A 14,878-nucleotide genomic window follows, 5' to 3' on the forward strand; every position below is an offset into this window, starting at 1 on the left:
TTTTCGTTTTCAGTCCCTAGACTGACCCTTTTCGCCCTGTGCGTGAGGGAGGCAGGAGGCCCCATGACAGAGACCCCCGATCACCCCGGTTCGCCGGACCCATCGGAGACGCAAACAGTAGACCAAATCTTGGAAGACCTGACGATAATGGCCCATGATCTGACCACCGAGGTCAGACAGGAGTGGCGGCGCGTGCGCCGTGATCAGTCGATGCCTTCCGAGTTACAAACCAAGCTCAAGAAAGAGCTTTTGTCCTTGTTGAACACGAGTAAAGACGCGGAAGGAAAACTAGATGAACACCGCACGAAGCGTGCCGGTCGCGCCGGAGAATTCGCCCTTGATCTTGGAGCGGCCCGACTTGAGGTCGGGCGCCGACTTGATAGCATCCGAGCCGCGCGCGGTTCAGGAGGCGTTTCTTGACGGGTTGAGCGAGCATGACTTGGCGGCCTTGCCGTATCTGTTCGACTTCTGGGCGCATCCGCATCAGCACCCGCCTGCGGGCGACTGGCGGTCGTGGGTGATCATGGGCGGGCGTGGCGCGGGCAAGACCCGTGCCGGTGCCGAATGGGTCCGCATGATGGTGGAGGGTGACATGCCGCTGGATGCGGGGCGCGCGCGGCGTGTGGCGCTGGTGGGCGAGACCTTTGACCAAGTGCGCGACGTGATGATTTTTGGCGATAGCGGGATCATGGCGTGCTCTCCGCCTGACAGGCGTCCGGAATGGCAGGCCACGCGGCGGCGTCTGGTGTGGCCGAACGGTGCTGTAGCCGAGGCGCATAGCGCGTCGTCGCCAGAGCATATGCGGGGGCCGCAGTTTGATGCGGCGTGGGTTGACGAGCTGGCCAAGTGGAAGAAGGCGCGCGAGGCCTATGACCAGTTGCAATTCGCGCTGCGCTTGGGGGACTGCCCGCAACAGGTGATCACCACAACGCCGCGCAATGTGGCGGTGCTGAAGCAGGTGCTGGACGCGGGCACCACCGTGGTGACCCATGCGCCGACGGAGGCGAACCGCGCGAACTTGGCGGCGTCGTTTCTGGAGGAGGTGCGAGCGCGGTTTGGCAACACGCGGATGGGTCGTCAGGAGTTGGACGGCGTTCTGCTGGAGGATCTGGACGGTGCGCTGTGGACCGCGTCGATGCTGGAGGATGTGCGGCTGAGCGCGTTGCCCGAATTCGAGCGGGTGGTTGTTGCGGTGGACCCTGCGGTGTCATCGAACAAGGCGTCGGACGCTTGCGGGATCGTGGTGGCTGGCTTGGTGCGCAGTGGCGCGGACTGGCAAGCCGTGGTGATCGAGGACGCGACCGTTGAGGGGGCATCGCCCACGGGCTGGGCGCATGCGGCGTTGGCGGCCTACGCGCGGCACGGCGCGGAGCGGATCGTGGCGGAAGTGAACCAAGGCGGCGACTTGGTGGAGACGTTGATCCGGCAGTTGGACCCGCTGGTGCCGTACCGCTCTGTCCACGCATCACGCGGGAAGGCGGCGCGGGCGGAGCCTGTGGCGGCTTTGTACGAGCAGGGGCGTGTGGCGCATTACGGCGCGTTGGGGCCGCTGGAGGACCAGATGTGCCAGATGACGACGACGGGCTTTCACGGCTCAGGCTCTCCGGACCGTGTGGACGCGCTGGTGTGGGCGCTGACAGAACTGATGGGGCGGGCTGCGCCGAAGGCGCGGATACGCACGCTCTAGAGCACCGTACGGTGGTGTAATGCGGTCTTAGGAGCTGTGCGCTAATGTGCCCCCAAGACGCGATGAGAGGCCTGTGGGCCTTGGACGACAGACAATTGAGGCCCCCATGGATTTGCACCACGGGGGCCTTTTCTTTTGGACGAACGGGAGCCGGATGATGGTGTTTGACTTTTTGCGGCGTGGACAGGCGCAGGTGCCGGAGGCGAAAGCCTCGGCCACGGGCAAGGTGCTGGCTTACGGCGGGCGCGGCATTGCCTGGAGCCCGCGTGACACGCCGTCACTGACGCGCTCCGGCTTTGCGGCGAACCCTGTGGGGTTCCGGTCAGTGAAGATGATCGCGGAGGCGGCGGCGGCCTTGCCGCTGATCCTGCAAGACGACGCGCAACGCTATGACACGCATCCGGTGCTGGGGTTGATGTCGCGGCCCAACCAAGCGCAGGGGCGGGCGGAGATGCTGGAAGCGCTTTATGGCCAGCTTTTGTTGTCAGGCAACGGCTATCTGGAAGCGGTAGGCCTAGGCGACGGCGTCCCGGTGGAGCTGCATGTGCTGCGCTCCGAGCGGATGAATTTGGTGCCAGGGGCGGACGGTTGGCCAGCGGCCTATGAATACGCCGTGGGCGGGCGCAAGCATCGGTTTAGCATGACGGGGGATTTGGCGCCGATCTGCCATATCCGCAGCTTTCATCCGCAAGATGACCACTACGGCTTTTCGCCTTTGCAGGCGGCGGCGACGGCGATTGATGTGCATAACAGCGCGTCGCGCTGGTCCAAGGCGCTGCTGGACAATGCGGCGCGGCCTTCTGGCGCAATCGTTTATAAGGGCGGCGACGGCCAGCAGGCGATGACGAATGACCAGTTCGAGCGGTTGCAGGTCGAGATGGAGGCGCACCACCAAGGCGCGCGCAATGCGGGGCGTCCGATGCTGCTGGAGGGCGGATTGGACTGGAAGCCGATGGGGTTCAGCCCGTCGGACATGGAGTTCCAGAAAACCAAGGAAGCCGCCGCGCGGGAGATTGCACAGGCCTTCGGGGTGCCGCCGATGCTGCTGGGGATACCGGGAGATGCGACCTACGCCAATTACGCGGAAGCCAACCGCGCGTTCTACCGCCTGACGGTGCTGCCACTGGCGGGCAAGGTTCTGGGCGCGGTCTCGCATTGGCTGGCGGAGCTGTCGGGCGAAGTGGTGACGCTGAGCGCCGATCTGGACCAGATCCCCGCGTTGGGGGTGGAACGTGAGGCGCAGTGGAAGCGGGTGGCGAACGCCGACTTTCTGAGTGCTGCCGAGAAGCGTGTGCTGCTGGGGCTGCCTGCGGAGCCCAACTGATGGAGGGCAAAGAGCGCCCGCATAAGGGCGGCGGGTCGCGCTACCTTTACGAGCCGTTTCAAAGCGGGGTGGAGCTGGCGCCGATGCTGAAGCTGGAAGCACTGGAGCAGGTGCAGGCGGAACGCTGGACCGCGCTGGACTACCGGCTAGGACAGATCGAGGCGCGGTTGGAGCGGCTGGAAAAGCGGGTCTGGCTGACGATTTTCGGGGTGGCTGCCGCCGTCCTTAAGGAAACTGTGACCGGCGTTTTTCTGCCGTGACTATTTTGGAATAGGTGAATGATGTCAAATTATTACGGGCCAGAGTTGGAGCGGAAGTTTTGCCAGATCGGGGATCAGGTGGAGCTGGGCGCGAATGCCACTATTTCTGGCTACGCCTCGCTGTTCGGGGAAGTGGATCAGGGCGGCGACGTGGTGCGCGCGGGGGCTTATGGCGGCTCTTTGGCGCGGCTGAAGGCGAGCGGCACGGGCGTCAAACTGCTGTGGCAGCATGACCCCGCCCAGCCCATCGGCGTCTGGGACGAGGTGCGCGAGGACGCGCGCGGATTATACGTGAAAGGGCGGCTGCTAACAGAGACGCGCCAAGGGTTTGAGGCTGCGGCCTTGATCGAGGCGGGCGCGATTGACGGGCTGTCCATCGGATACCGGACGGTGAAGGCCGAACGGGATGCCAAAGGCCGGAGGCACTTGGCAGAGCTGGAGTTGTGGGAGGTGTCGCTTGTGACCTTCCCGATGCTTTCAGAGGCGCGGGTGGGGGCGAAGGCGGACAGTCCCCTGACCACATCGGCGCAAGATCTGGCGGGGGTGTTTCGCACCCTGCGTCACACGCTCAGCGCAGGCTGAGCACCAGAAAACGTAGCAATATGCAGGACATGACATGACCAAACCCGAGACAAAGTCCCGGGCCGGAGGGCGCACGCCTGATGGCACGGCTCCGGCTTTTGATCTGGCCCACGAGATGGCCGGTTTCATGAATGATTTCGGCCAGTTTCAGGCCGACGTTAAATCCCGACTTCAAACACAGGAAGACCGTATGACCCATCTGGATCGCAAGAATTTCGCCCGCACGGCGCGCCCTGCATTGTCGACTGCTGTTGAGGCCGAGGTGCCTCATCAGAAGGCCTTTCAGGCCTATCTGCGAAGTGGTGATGACGATGGTTTGCGCGGCCTTGAGGTCGAGGCCAAAGGCATGACCACGGCGGTGGCTGCCGACGGTGGCTATCTGGTGGACCCGCAGACCTCGGACACTGTGGCGACGGTGCTGAAATCAGCCGCATCCTTGCGGGCCATTGCCAATGTGGTGAACGTGGAGGCCACGTCGTACGACGTTTTGGTGGACCACACGGAGCTGGGATTTGGCTGGGCCACGGAAGCGGCCTCAGCGGAGACGGACACGCCGCAGTTCGACCGCATCAGCATCCCGTTGCACGAGCTGTCGGCGCTGCCCAAAGCATCCCAGCGCCTGCTCGACGACGCGGCGTTTGACGTCGAGGGCTGGCTGGCAGGGCGCATTGCGGACAAGTTCGCGGCGGCTGAGGCCAGCGCGTTTATCAACGGTGACGGGGTGGACAAGCCCAAGGGCTTTCTGGCGCATGGCACCGTGGACGACGCGCTTTGGGCGTGGGGCAGCATCGGCTACACCGCGACGGGTGTGGACGGCGACTTCGCCTCTGGCACACCGGCGGAGAGCATCGTGGATTTGGTGTACTCACTGGGCGCGCGCTACCGCGCCAACGCAGCGTTTGTGATGAACTCCAAAACGGCGGGCGCGGTGCGCAAGATGAAGGACGCGGACGGGCGCTTTTTGTGGTCGGACGGCTTGGCGGCGGGAGAGCCTGCGCGCCTGATGGGCTATCCGGTGCTGATTGGCGAGGACATGCCGGACATCGCGTCGGGTGCGACGGCGATCGCGTTTGGTGACTTTTCCAAGGGGTACACGGTGGCGGAGCGTCCTGACTTGCGCATTCTGCGCGACCCGTTCTCGGCCAAACCGCATGTGTTGTTCTATGCCACCAAGCGCGTGGGCGGCGACGTGTCGGACTTTGCGGCGATCAAATTGCTGAAGTTTGCGATGTCTTAAACGGTCCGGCCGGGCGCGGATTGGCCGTGCCCGGCACTTCCCTTCGTCACATTCTGAAACAGACCGTTTGGAGATGGATCATGGAGCTGGTTGATCTGACCACCACCCCCGCCGAGGCCCTGCCTTTGACCGCGTTCAAGGCGCATTTGCGACTTGGCTCCGGCTTTGCCGATGACAGCCTGCAAGACGACTTGCTGGCGGGGTATCTGCGCGCCACGCTTGCTGCCATTGAGGCGCGTACCGGCAAAGTGCTGTTCGAGCGCGTGTTGCAATGGCGTTTGTCGCGGTGGGCGGAGGCGGGGCATCAACCGCTGCCGGTGGCCCCTGTGACGGCGATCACCAGCGTGGCACTGCGCAACGCCGAGGGCGGCGTGAGCGAGGTTGCTGTGGCCCTTTACGGGCTGGAGCGCGACACCCACCGCCCGCGGCTGTTCGCCAAAGGCGCGACCCTTCCTGCGATCACTCATGATGGGGAGGCAGTGGTGAGCATGACGGCAGGATTCGGCCCCAGCTGGGACGACATCCCTGCGGATCTACAGCAGGCGGTGCTGCTGCTTGCCGCGCATTACTACGAGCACCGTAGCGAGACGAACGGCGCAGTGCGGGCCATGCCGTTTGGCGTGGTGTCGCTGCTGGAGAGCTACCGCAACATCCGTGTTCTGGGGGCGCGCTCATGAGTGTGGAGCTGAACAGACGCCTGACCTTGGAGCACGCCGTGCGCGTGGCGGACGGCGCGGGCGGCTACGTCGAGGCCTGGACCCCGCTGGGTGAGTTGTGGGCGCGGGTCAAGGCGGGATCGGGCCGTGAGCGGTTCGGAGCTGGCGTCACGGTCTCTGCGGTGCCTTACCGCATTGTGGTGCGCGGTGCGCCCATGGGCGCGCAGGCGCGCCCGAAGCCGGAGCAACGGTTTCGCGAGGGCACGCGGGTGTTCCGGATCGTGGGCGTTGCGGAATACGACGTGGACGCGCGCTACCTGACCTGTTTTGCCATAGAGGAGGTCACGGGATGACCTATGCGGTTTCAGCGGCCCTACAGGCGGGCGTCTACGGCGCGTTGGCGGGAGACGCGACGCTTAGCGCCCTTGTGGGGGGCGCGATCTTCGACGCGGAGCCTGCGGGGAGCTTGCCAGAGTTATACGTGACCTTGGGGCCGGAGGCCGTGCGGGCGGGATCTGACGGATCGGGCGGCGGGGCTGTCCATGAGTTTGTGATCTCGGTGGTGACGGACGCTGCGGGGTTTACCACGGCGAAACGCGCGGGCGTGCTGGTTTGCGATGTGCTGATTGACGCGGAGCTGGCATTGGAGCGGGGGCGGTTGGTGTCGTGCCGGTTCTTGAAAGCGAAAGCCACGCGGGCCGAGAACGGCAGCGCGCGGCGGATTGATCTGACGTTCCGAGCGCGTGTGGATGACGGGTGACGCCAGATTGTGACGCCAGCTTTTGAGGCTGGCGGCGGATTTTAGGTATTTTTGAAGCAATGATGGGGGGCGTTGCGCGTGAAGACGCGGGCGGTGTCCTTCAAGGTAAATGGATGGAGATGGTTATGGGTGTGCAACGCGGCAAGGACTTGTTGTTGAAAGTGGATCTGACCGGCGACGGGCAGTTCGAGACCATCGCGGGGCTTCGTGCCACGCGGATTTCGTTCAATGCGGAACAGGTGGATGTGACCTCCATGGAAAGCGCGGGGGGATGGCGCGAGCTGCTTGCGGGCGCGGGAGTGAAGAGCGCCGCGATCTCGGGCTCCGGCGTGTTTCGCGACGAAGGCACAGACGAGCGCGCGCGCCAGATTTTCTTTGACGGGGAAGTGCCGCAATTCCAAGTGATTGTCCCCGACTTCGGAATCGTGGAGGGCGCGTTCCAGATTGGCTCCATCGAATATGCGGGGGCGTTGGAGGGGGAGGCGACATATGAGATGTCGCTGGCGTCGGCGGGGGCGCTGAGCTTCACCCCGATCCTTGATGCACCTGTGGTGCCGTGATGGCGAACCCTTGGGCGGGCGAAGTCCGGTTAACCTTGGACGGAAAGGCGCGGGAGCTGCGCCTGACCCTAGGGGCGTTGGCCGAGTTGGAGGGAGAGCTGACGGGCGAGACCGTGCTGGACCTGATCGAGCGGTTTGAAGCGGGCAGGTTTTCCACCCGCGACGTGCTGACCTTGATCGTGGCGGGCTTGCGCGGCGGCGGCTGGCGCGGCGTGGCGGGGGATTTGGTGTCCGCTGACATCGAGGGCGGTTTGCTGGAATGCACCAAAGTGGCGGCGCAGCTTTTGGCGCGGGCGTTCACGACACAGGGCACATGAGCGGCTTTGACTGGCCTTCGTTGCTGCGTGTTGGCGTGGCGGGGGGGCTGCGGCCCGCGGAATTCTGGGCGCTGACCCCTGCGGAACTGGTCGTGGTTCTGGGCTTGGAGGCGGTGGAGAAGCCTTTGAACCGCGCCCGACTGGCGGAGCTGGAGCGCATGTATAGCGATATGAAGGGAGCGCCGTGATGGGTGTTTTGGACGGAATTGACGGGCTGGAGGGCCGCATCGAGGGGTTAGAGACCTCTTTGGGCGGTGCTGAAGTGGTGGTGAGCACCTTTGAGACCGAGTTGGCGGCCATGCGCTCCACGATGCTCTACACCTCCAAAGAGGTGGCGTCCTTGTCGCTGTCGATTGGCGGGGGGTTGCGCAAGGCGTTCGACGGGCTGGCCTTTGACGGCATGAAGCTGTCGGACGCGTTGAAGACTGTGGCCGAGAGCATGATCAACGCCGCCTATAACACCGCGATGCGGCCCGTGCAGAACGGGTTGGGCGCGGTGATTGCCAATGGCATGAACGGCTTGGTGTCGGGGATATTGCCGTTCGAGAAGGGGGGCACCTTCAGCCAAGGCCGCGTGATGCCATTTGCCAAAGGCGGCGTGGTCAGCGCGCCCACGAATTTCGCCATGCGCGGCGGCATGGGGTTGATGGGCGAGGCCGGACCGGAGGCGATTATGCCGCTGGCGCGCGGGCCTGACGGCAGCTTGGGCGTGCGGGCCGGTGGGGGCGGCCAGCCGGTGCAGGTGGTGATGAATATCTCCACGCCGGATGTGGCGGGGTTCCAACGCTCCCAAAGTCAGATTGCCGCGCAGATGGGCCGCGCCTTGAGCCGTGGCCAGCGCAACCGTTGATAACTTGAAGGACCTTCCGATGAATTTTCATGAAGTACGGTTTCCGGCATCCTTGTCGTTTGGCTCCCTCGGGGGGCCGGAGCGGCGCACGGAGGTCGTGACGCTCGCCAACGGGTTTGAGGAGCGTAACACGCCTTGGGCGCACTCGCGCAGGCGCTACGACGCGGGCGTGGGGATGCGATCCTTGGACGACGTGGAAGCGATGGTGGCGTTTTTCGAAGCGCGCCAAGGGCAGCTTTACGGATTCCGCTGGAAGGATTGGGCGGATTTCCGGTCGTGCAAAGCCTCGGGCGAGGTGACGTTTGAGGACCAGATCATCGGGCGGGGCGACGGCGTGCAAACCGACTGGCAGCTGATCAAGACCTACGCCTCGGGTGGCTACGACTATGCGCGACCTGTGGCGAAGCCGGTGCTTGGGACCGTGTTGCTTGGCTTCGACGGGATCGTTTTGCAGGAAGGCGTGGAGTGGGAGATCGACCTGAACACCGGCGTCGTGTCATTCGGGGAGGCACCGGACGAGGGCGTGGAGATCACGGCGGGCTATGAATTCGACGTGCCTGTGCGCTTTGCGGTGGATGCGATCCAGACCAGCGTGGCGAGCTTTCAGGCGGGCAACGTGCCGAGCGTGCCTGTGGTGGAGGTGCGGGTATGAGCTTGCAGGAACACCTCAAGGGTGGCTTGACGACAGTGTGCCGTTGCTGGGCGGTGACGCGGCGCGACGGGCGTGTGTTTGGCTTTACCGACCATGATGAAGCGATGAGTTTCGACGGGGTGGAGTTCAAGGCGGACACCGGTCTGACGGCGAGCGCGTTGCAGCAGGTGACGGGGCTGGCCGTGGACAACAGCGAAGCCGTGGGCGCGCTGTCTGGGGATGCCGTGACCGAGGCGGACATCAACGCGGGGCGCTTTGACGGAGCGGAGGTGGTCGCGTGGCTGGTAAACTGGCGCGATGTCAGCGCACGCGAGGTGCAATTCAAGGGCAGCATCGGGGAGTTGAAGCGCGCTGACGGCGCGTTTCATGCGGAGTTGCGCGGTTTGTCTGAGGTGCTGAACACACCTGTGGGGCGTGTGTACCAGAAGCCGTGTCAGGCGGTGCTAGGGGACGCGGCCTGCTGCGTTGACCTGAGTGCTGCGGGATACCGCACAGAAGTGGTGGTTGAGCAGGTGGAGGACGCGCGCGTGTTCCGGTTCACGACCCTCGCAGGGTTTGACGACCGATGGTTTGAGCGAGGACGCCTAGAGGTGCGCACGGGGCAGGCCGAAGGGCTGGTGGCGATGGTCAAGAATGACCGCGTTGTGGACGGCAAGCGCGAGATCGAGCTTTGGGAAGAGCTGCGAATGCCCGTGGAGACGGGCGATGTGGTGACGATCGAGGCGGGCTGCGACAAGCGGATTGAGACCTGCCGCTTGAAATACCAGAACATCGAGAACTTTCAGGGCTTCCCACATATTCCAGGGGAGGACTGGCTGATGACCTATCCCCAAGAGGACGGCGCGAATGATGGCGGGAGCCGTTACGCATGAGCGTGGTGGGGGAACAGGTCGTCGCGGAGGCGCGGCTGTGGCTGGGGACGCCTTATCGCCACCAAGCCAGTTGCAAAGGCGCGGGGGCGGACTGCCTTGGGCTATTGCGCGGCGTGTGGCGGGCTGTGATCGGGCAGGAGCCGGAGGCGGTGCCCGCATATTCCTCCGATTGGTCGGAGCCACAGGGGGAAGAACGCCTGTGGGCTGCCGCAGGGCGGCGGTTGATCCCCAAAGCGGCAGGGGACGCCGCGCCGGGGGATGTGGTGCTGTTCCGCATGCGTGAGCAGGGGGTGGCCAAGCATTTGGGCATCACGGCTGCGCTGGGTGCGGCCCCGACGTTTATCCATGCCTATTCGGGGCATGGGGTAGTGGAGTCTCCGTTCTCGGAGCCTTGGGCACGGCGCGTCGTGGCGCGGTTTGAATTTCCGAAAGCAGGTAGCTGATGGCAACGATACTTTTATCCGCAGCGGGGGCCGCGGTTGGCGGTGCCTTGGGGGGCGGCGCATTTGGGATAAGCTCCGTCGTGATCGGACGGGCCATTGGCGCGACCGTGGGGCGTGCAATCGACCAGCGCCTGATGGGGGCCGGATCGCAGACCGTAGAAACCGGCCGTTTGGACCGAATGCGTGTCATGGGGGCAAACGAGGGCGGTGTTGTGCCGCGTGCCTTCGGGCGCATGCGGGTGGCGGGGAACGTGATCTGGACCTCGCGCTTCAAGGAGAAGGTGGCCGTCACCCAGCAGCGCGGCGGTAAGGGGGGCGGACCGAAGGCGACGACGCGGCAGTATAGCTACTGCATCTCAATCGCTGTGGGTTTGTGCGAAGGGGAGATTGCCCGTGTCGGGCGCATCTGGGCGGATGGGACGATCATCCGCAAGTCCGACCTGAACCTGCGGGTCTACCGTGGCACCAAGGACCAGCAACCTGACCCAGTGATGAGCGCCATTGAGGGGGTGGGCCATGTACCCGCCTATAGGGGGCTGGCCTATGTGGTGATTGAAGACTTGGACCTGAGCGAGTTTGGCAACCGTGTGCCGCAGCTCACCTTTGAGGTGATCCGCCAGTCGCGTGCAAAGGGTGTGAGTGAGCCGTTGGTATCCGATTTGGTGGAAGCCGTCGCGCTGATGCCGGGATCGGGGGAGTTCACCTTGGCAACGACGCCTGTGTACCGCACGGGGGAGCTGGGCGCGCAAACTGCGGTAAATGTGAACAGCGCGGAGGGCAAGACGGACCTGCTGTCCTCACTGGATGCGTTGACGGGCGAGCTGCCTAAGTGCCGCAGGACATCCTTGGTGGTGAGTTGGTTCGGGGACGACCTGCGTGCCGGACATTGCCGTGTGGCCCCGAAGGTGGAGCATCAAGCGGCGGCAGGGCTTCCTATCGGGAGTGCGCCCGTTGTGGGGGCTGATCCCTCCGAATGGTCGGTGTCGGGGCTGACGCGCGGCACAGCGGAATTGGTGGCGCAGAAGGACGGTGTTTCCGTTTATGGCGGCACGCCGTCGGATGGCTCCGTGCTGGAGGCGATTGCGGCGCTGAAAGCGGCGGATCAGGGGGTGATGTTTTACCCGTTCATACTGATGGACCAACTGGGGGGGAATGCGCTTCCTGACCCATATACGGGCATGGTTGGGCAGCCGGCCTTGCCGTGGCGCGGACGGATCACGTCGGAGCGGGCGCTGGGAACGCCTGGCGCAACGGATGGGACGGCGGCGGCGCGTTTGGAGGTCGAGGCCTTCATGGGCAGCGCGCAGGTGTCGGACTTCGCTGTTGTCGACGGGGCCGTGATCTATAGCGGACCCGCTGAGTACAGCTACCGCAGGTTTATCCTGCACTACGCACATCTGTGCGCGGCGGCGGGGGGCGTAGAAGCGTTTTGCGTGGGGTCGGAGATGCGTGGCCTGACGCGGATACGGGACGAAAGCGGCGGTTTCCCCGCTGTGGAGGCGTTGCGGATACTGGCGTCAGAGGTACGCGTTGTTATGGGCGACGCGGTAAAGATCGGCTATGCGGCGGACTGGTCGGAGTACGCGGGATACCAGCCGCAAGACGGCTCCGGCGACCTGCTGTATCATCTAGACCCTTTGTGGGCCGATGAGGCTGTCGATTTCATCGGGATTGACAACTACATGCCAATCGCCGATTGGCGGGACGGACACGGGCATCTGGATGCTGACGCGGGCGCGATCTACGACTTGGCATATCTGCGCCGCAACATCCGTGGGGGAGAGGGCTACGACTGGTATTACCGCGACGCCGAGGAGCGTGCGTTGCAGATACGAACCCCCATTGAGGACGGCGCACATGGGGAGCCCTGGGTGTACCGGACCAAAGACTTGTGGAACTGGTGGGGGCAGGCGCATCACAACCGCATCGGGGGTGTGCGCTCGGCCGCGTCCACCGCGTGGGAGCCGCAATCGAAACCGATCTGGTTTACCGAAATGGGCTGCGCCGCAATCGACAAGGGACCGAACGAGCCTAATAAGTTCCTTGATCCGAAGTCGAGCGAAAGCGCGATCCCGCACTTCTCTAGCGGGAAACGAGATGACTACGTGCAGATGCAGTACCTACGGGCCTACTACGGCTTCTTCGGGACGACGGACAATAATCCGGTCAGCCACGTCTACGGTGGCCCGATGGTGGATATGTCGCGGGCTTTTGTTTGGGCGTGGGATGCGCGCCCGTGGCCGGACTTTCCAACCAACCTGTCTGTGTGGAGCGACGGGCAGAACCACATCACCGGACATTGGCTGACGGGGCGGACATCGGTGATGCCACTGGCCCATGTGGTCGGAGAGATCTGCGAAAGCGTCGGATTGGCGGACTATGATGTCGAGGCGCTGCACGGGGTGGTGCGCGGGTTTAGCGTGACGGAGTTTGATACGCCCCGCGCTGCCTTACAGCCTTTGATGGTGGCGCTGGGATTTGACGCGGTGGAACGTGGTGGCAAGATTGTGTTCCAGTCCCGCAAAGACGCAGCGCAGGTGAAGGTAAGCGCGGACGAGCTGGCTGTTGACGGATCGGACGCGGTGCTGGAGCACGTGCGCGCGCCGGAGGCCGAAGTCGTGGGTGAGGTGCGCCTTGGCTATGTGGAAGCCGAGGGCGAGTTCGTGGCGCGCGTCGCGGATGCGCGCTTCCCGCGTGACGGCGCATCTGATGTGACGCAGAACGAATTGCCGCTGGCGTTGACGGAGGCCGAGGCCACGACAATCGCGGAGCGTTGGCTGTCCGAGGCACGAGTGGCGCGGGACGCCGTCAGTTTCGTAGTTCCGCCCTCGCGCGGGGACTTGCGCGCTGGGGATTTGGCGGAGCTTACGAATGAGCGCGGTGACCGCACGCTATACCGTGTAGACCGTGTGGAAGACCGCGGGGCGCGGCGGATTGAGGCGGTGCGGATGGAGCGCCAGATATACACGCCAAGCGACGCGGTTGAGAGCGTGGGGGCGGTGCGCCCGTTCGCGGTGCCGGTCCCCGTGTCTGCGCAGTTCATGGATCTGCCGCTTTTGACGGGGGAGGAGGTGCCGCACGCGCCCTACCTAGCCGCGACGGCGCGCCCGTGGCCGGGGGGGGTGGCGGTAATGAGCGCAGCGCAAGACAGCGACTACACGCTGAACTCCGTTGTCGAGACGCCTTCGCGCATGGGAGTGCTTGCGACGCCGCTGGTGCGCGCGCAGGCCGGACTTTGGCAACGGGGCACACCGTTGCGGGTCAAACTGGCTGGCGCGCCGCTGAGTTCGGTGGACCGCGCGGCGGTTTTGAACGGGGCGAATGTGGCCGCGATTGGGGACGGGTCGTCCGACCTGTGGGAGATTGTGCAATTTGCGAAGGCGGAGCTTGTGGCCCCTGACACATATGACCTGTCGGAGCTGCTTAGGGGGCAGGCAGGAAGCGACGGGTTGATCCCGCCTGTGTGGCCTGCCGGTAGTCGCTTTGTAATGCTGGACGGCGGCCCGTCGCAGATCAAGATGCCGTTGTCGGCACGTGGCTTGGCGCGTCACTACCGCATCGGGCCATCGCTACGACCCTATGATGACCCGTCTTACCGCTACTACGTCGAAGCGTTCCAAGGCATCGGGCTGCGCCCCTATGCGCCCGCGCATTTGAAGGCGCGCAAGTTCGGACCGGATATTGCCGTGAGTTGGACGCGCCGGACCCGCGTCGACGGGGACAGTTGGGTGTCGGAGGACGTACCGCTGGGCGAGGAGGTGGAGCGCTATGTCGTCCGCGTGAGCCAAGCGGGCAGTGTCGTCCGCGAAACCACGCTGAGCAGCGCAAGCTGGACATATGGGGCGACAGAGCAGGGCGCCGACGGGCTGGTCGGAGCCTACACAATCGACGTGGCGCAAGTGTCCTTGCGCTTTGGACCGGGACTATTTTCAAGGATTGAAATCAATGGCTGATACGGCAACTCTGAACCTTCCTCTGCTTGCGGCTTCGCAGGCGCAAAAACATGTCACGGTGAATGAGGCTTTGGCGCGCATCGACGCGGCGCTTCAGTTGAGCGTGATTAGCCGGTCGTTGATGACGCCGCCCGCGTTGCCGGAGGCGGGGGACTGCTACCTGGTGCCGCTGGGCGGGGTTAACGATTGGGACGGCGCGGATGAGCAGCTTGCGTTTCATCTAAACGGTGGCTGGGAGTTCCTGACGCCTTTGGCGGGGTGGAAGATATTCGTCGTCGACGAGGCATTAGATATCAGGTTTGACGGTGTGGCGTGGCAGGAAAACCCGCTGTCCTCCAGCCCGTTCGGCGCGGGTATGCGGGCTGAAACGGTGGAGTTCGACTTTGACATAGGCGCGGGGGCAAGCGTGCTCACGGGGTTTGTTATCCCGAAAGGCAGCGTGGTGCTGGCGGTCACGGGGGTGGTGGTGACTGCGGTGACCGGCACCTTGAGTGACTGGTCATTGGGGGTGGCGACGTCGGACACGCGCTATGGCACGCTTTACGGCGTCGGAACCGGTTCGTGGTTGCGCGGGGTGACGGGTCAACCGCAGGCTTATTACGAGAACACACAGCTGAAGCTGACCGCCAATGGCGGCGACTTTTCTGGTGGCACGGTTCGCTTGGCGGTGCACCTTTTACGGTTTGATATACCGCGCACATCGTAGATGGTGATCCGATTGATCA

At 64.3% G+C, this 14,878-nt stretch carries 17 protein-coding genes; all 17 read left to right on the forward strand.

Going from position 1 to position 14,878, the window contains the following annotated elements:
• Positions 1 to 358 precede the first annotated feature (358 nt).
• The 17 genes from BLW66_RS03280 to BLW66_RS03360 all read left to right on the forward strand — a co-directional run bounded on the left by BLW66_RS03280 (position 359) and on the right by BLW66_RS03360 (position 14,859).
• A complete protein-coding gene (locus BLW66_RS03280; RefSeq protein ID WP_089945660.1) occupies positions 359 to 1,687 on the forward strand; it encodes a DNA-packaging protein in 1,329 nt (442 codons plus the stop codon).
• Between the two features lie 157 nt (positions 1,688 to 1,844).
• A complete protein-coding gene (locus tag BLW66_RS03285; RefSeq protein WP_089945662.1) occupies positions 1,845 to 3,011 on the forward strand; it encodes a phage portal protein in 1,167 nt (388 codons plus the stop codon).
• A complete protein-coding gene (locus BLW66_RS03290) occupies positions 3,011 to 3,271 on the forward strand; it encodes a GTA head formation protein, RCAP_rcc01685 family (RefSeq protein WP_089944956.1) in 261 nt (86 codons plus the stop codon). Before BLW66_RS03285 ends, BLW66_RS03290 begins: the two co-directional genes overlap by 1 nt.
• A gap of 21 nt (positions 3,272 to 3,292) precedes the next feature.
• Positions 3,293 to 3,853: an HK97 family phage prohead protease gene (locus BLW66_RS03295; RefSeq protein WP_089945663.1), complete on the forward strand. Its 561-nt coding sequence runs from the start codon at positions 3,293 to 3,295 to the stop codon at positions 3,851 to 3,853.
• Between the two features lie 34 nt (positions 3,854 to 3,887).
• Positions 3,888 to 5,090, forward strand: a complete 1,203-nt coding sequence (locus tag BLW66_RS03300) for a phage major capsid protein (protein WP_089944958.1) — start codon at positions 3,888 to 3,890, stop codon at positions 5,088 to 5,090.
• An 80-nt stretch (positions 5,091 to 5,170) separates the two neighbouring features.
• Positions 5,171 to 5,767 (forward strand): head-tail connector protein, encoded by a 597-nt coding sequence (locus tag BLW66_RS03305; RefSeq protein ID WP_089944961.1) that lies wholly within the window; start codon positions 5,171 to 5,173, stop codon positions 5,765 to 5,767.
• On the forward strand, positions 5,764 to 6,099 hold the full coding sequence (locus tag BLW66_RS03310) for a phage head closure protein (protein ID WP_089944964.1): 336 nt from the start codon (positions 5,764 to 5,766) through the stop codon (positions 6,097 to 6,099). The genes BLW66_RS03305 and BLW66_RS03310 overlap by 4 nt, the downstream gene beginning before the upstream one ends.
• Positions 6,096 to 6,506: a DUF3168 domain-containing protein gene (locus BLW66_RS03315; protein ID WP_089944967.1), complete on the forward strand. Its 411-nt coding sequence runs from the start codon at positions 6,096 to 6,098 to the stop codon at positions 6,504 to 6,506. Before BLW66_RS03310 ends, BLW66_RS03315 begins: the two co-directional genes overlap by 4 nt.
• 125 nt (positions 6,507 to 6,631) lie before the next feature.
• Positions 6,632 to 7,066 carry a phage major tail protein, TP901-1 family gene (locus BLW66_RS03320; protein ID WP_089945665.1) on the forward strand — a complete coding sequence of 145 codons (435 nt, stop codon included), beginning with the start codon at positions 6,632 to 6,634 and terminating at the stop codon, positions 7,064 to 7,066.
• Positions 7,066 to 7,383, forward strand: a complete 318-nt coding sequence (locus BLW66_RS03325; protein ID WP_089944970.1) for a gene transfer agent family protein — start codon at positions 7,066 to 7,068, stop codon at positions 7,381 to 7,383. Before BLW66_RS03320 ends, BLW66_RS03325 begins: the two co-directional genes overlap by 1 nt.
• Entirely contained in the window at positions 7,380 to 7,571 is a 192-nt protein-coding gene (locus tag BLW66_RS03330; RefSeq protein WP_089944973.1) for a phage tail assembly chaperone, read from the forward strand. The genes BLW66_RS03325 and BLW66_RS03330 overlap by 4 nt, the downstream gene beginning before the upstream one ends.
• Positions 7,571 to 8,233 (forward strand): phage tail tape measure protein, encoded by a 663-nt coding sequence (locus BLW66_RS03335; RefSeq protein ID WP_089944976.1) that lies wholly within the window; start codon positions 7,571 to 7,573, stop codon positions 8,231 to 8,233. The genes BLW66_RS03330 and BLW66_RS03335 overlap by 1 nt, the downstream gene beginning before the upstream one ends.
• A gap of 19 nt (positions 8,234 to 8,252) precedes the next feature.
• On the forward strand, positions 8,253 to 8,885 hold the full coding sequence (locus BLW66_RS03340; RefSeq protein WP_089944979.1) for a DUF2460 domain-containing protein: 633 nt from the start codon (positions 8,253 to 8,255) through the stop codon (positions 8,883 to 8,885).
• Positions 8,882 to 9,757, forward strand: a complete 876-nt coding sequence (locus tag BLW66_RS03345; RefSeq protein ID WP_089944982.1) for a DUF2163 domain-containing protein — start codon at positions 8,882 to 8,884, stop codon at positions 9,755 to 9,757. Before BLW66_RS03340 ends, BLW66_RS03345 begins: the two co-directional genes overlap by 4 nt.
• Positions 9,754 to 10,200: an NlpC/P60 family protein gene (locus BLW66_RS03350; RefSeq protein WP_089944985.1), complete on the forward strand. Its 447-nt coding sequence runs from the start codon at positions 9,754 to 9,756 to the stop codon at positions 10,198 to 10,200. The genes BLW66_RS03345 and BLW66_RS03350 overlap by 4 nt, the downstream gene beginning before the upstream one ends.
• Complete coding sequence (locus BLW66_RS03355; RefSeq protein WP_089944988.1) at positions 10,200 to 14,153, forward strand: baseplate multidomain protein megatron; 3,954 nt, start codon at positions 10,200 to 10,202, stop codon at positions 14,151 to 14,153. Before BLW66_RS03350 ends, BLW66_RS03355 begins: the two co-directional genes overlap by 1 nt.
• A complete protein-coding gene (locus tag BLW66_RS03360) occupies positions 14,146 to 14,859 on the forward strand; it encodes a DUF2793 domain-containing protein (RefSeq protein WP_170833378.1) in 714 nt (237 codons plus the stop codon). Before BLW66_RS03355 ends, BLW66_RS03360 begins: the two co-directional genes overlap by 8 nt.
• Positions 14,860 to 14,878: the final 19 nt, after the last annotated feature.

The sequence above is a fragment of the Litoreibacter albidus genome (genome assembly GCF_900107015.1).
GTDB classification, from domain to species: Bacteria; Pseudomonadota; Alphaproteobacteria; order Rhodobacterales; family Rhodobacteraceae; genus Litoreibacter; species Litoreibacter albidus.

Bases quoted from the DNA above. Each gene is read 5' to 3' on its own strand.
- BLW66_RS03285 (WP_089945662.1), top strand. From the start codon at position 1,845: ATGGTGTTTGACTTTTTGCGGCGTGGACAGGCGCAGGTGCCGGAGGCG.
- BLW66_RS03290 (WP_089944956.1), top strand. From the start codon at position 3,011: ATGGAGGGCAAAGAGCGCCCGCATAAGGGCGGCGGGTCGCGCTACCTT.
- BLW66_RS03295 (WP_089945663.1), top strand. From the start codon at position 3,293: ATGTCAAATTATTACGGGCCAGAGTTGGAGCGGAAGTTTTGCCAGATC.
- BLW66_RS03300 (WP_089944958.1), top strand. From the start codon at position 3,888: ATGACCAAACCCGAGACAAAGTCCCGGGCCGGAGGGCGCACGCCTGAT.
- BLW66_RS03305 (WP_089944961.1), top strand. From the start codon at position 5,171: ATGGAGCTGGTTGATCTGACCACCACCCCCGCCGAGGCCCTGCCTTTG.
- BLW66_RS03310 (WP_089944964.1), top strand. From the start codon at position 5,764: ATGAGTGTGGAGCTGAACAGACGCCTGACCTTGGAGCACGCCGTGCGC.
- BLW66_RS03315 (WP_089944967.1), top strand. From the start codon at position 6,096: ATGACCTATGCGGTTTCAGCGGCCCTACAGGCGGGCGTCTACGGCGCG.
- BLW66_RS03320 (WP_089945665.1), top strand. From the start codon at position 6,632: ATGGGTGTGCAACGCGGCAAGGACTTGTTGTTGAAAGTGGATCTGACC.
- BLW66_RS03325 (WP_089944970.1), top strand. From the start codon at position 7,066: ATGGCGAACCCTTGGGCGGGCGAAGTCCGGTTAACCTTGGACGGAAAG.
- BLW66_RS03330 (WP_089944973.1), top strand. From the start codon at position 7,380: ATGAGCGGCTTTGACTGGCCTTCGTTGCTGCGTGTTGGCGTGGCGGGG.
- BLW66_RS03335 (WP_089944976.1), top strand. From the start codon at position 7,571: ATGGGTGTTTTGGACGGAATTGACGGGCTGGAGGGCCGCATCGAGGGG.
- BLW66_RS03340 (WP_089944979.1), top strand. From the start codon at position 8,253: ATGAATTTTCATGAAGTACGGTTTCCGGCATCCTTGTCGTTTGGCTCC.
- BLW66_RS03345 (WP_089944982.1), top strand. From the start codon at position 8,882: ATGAGCTTGCAGGAACACCTCAAGGGTGGCTTGACGACAGTGTGCCGT.
- BLW66_RS03350 (WP_089944985.1), top strand. From the start codon at position 9,754: ATGAGCGTGGTGGGGGAACAGGTCGTCGCGGAGGCGCGGCTGTGGCTG.
- BLW66_RS03355 (WP_089944988.1), top strand. From the start codon at position 10,200: ATGGCAACGATACTTTTATCCGCAGCGGGGGCCGCGGTTGGCGGTGCC.
- BLW66_RS03360 (WP_170833378.1), top strand. From the start codon at position 14,146: ATGGCTGATACGGCAACTCTGAACCTTCCTCTGCTTGCGGCTTCGCAG.